The sequence below is a fragment of the Moraxella sp. genome, assembly GCF_024227015.1.
Lineage (GTDB): Bacteria > Pseudomonadota > Gammaproteobacteria > Pseudomonadales > Moraxellaceae > Moraxella.
The window spans coordinates 1-635 of the sequence record NZ_JAAELD010000354.1; the positions used below are offsets into that span (position 1 = coordinate 1).

1 protein-coding gene is annotated in these 635 nt (G+C 46.5%); it reads left to right on the forward strand.

The features are described from left to right. Positions 1 to 635 (forward strand): inorganic phosphate transporter (locus GY683_RS07970; RefSeq protein ID WP_297288226.1); only part of this gene is annotated, 635 nt, incomplete at both ends.

Below are 635 nucleotides of genomic sequence, written 5' to 3' on the forward strand. Positions count from 1 at the left end.
TATCAGTCAAACAAGTAATTGTAATTGCCATTATTTTTGAATTCCTCGGCGCAGTGTTGGCGGGAGGGCATGTGACCCAAACGATTCGCAAAGGGATCATCGATCCCGCCCCCATCATCAACAACCCCGAAATCCTGGTCTTTGGGATGCTGGCCGCGCTTTTGGCGGCGGGATTCTGGTTAATGTTTGCCTCTACCAAAGGTTGGCCGGTTTCCACAAGCCACTCGATTGTTGGCGCTATTGTCGGTTTTGCGATTGTGGGCATCGGTCCCGAAGCGGTCAATTGGCATAAAATCCTGAGCGTTGTGATAAGTTGGGTCATATCACCGGCGGTGGGAGGCGTCATTAGTTTCCTTCTGGTGATGAGTACGCGTAAGCTGATTTTGGATACGGACACTCCCCTTAAAAATGCAAAAAAATACGCTCCCGCTTATGTATTTCTTGTCGCTTTTATCATTTCATTGGTCACGATGTTTAAAGGCTTAAAACATCTTAATCTTGACCTCGCCATCTGGGGAAGCCTTGGTGTTTCAGTCTGTTTTGGAATTATTATCAGTGTTGTCGGTTGGTTGCTGACAAGAAGAATTGAAGAAAATACATACTCTGCTCAGACCCTTCAATTTGCCAGCGTTGAA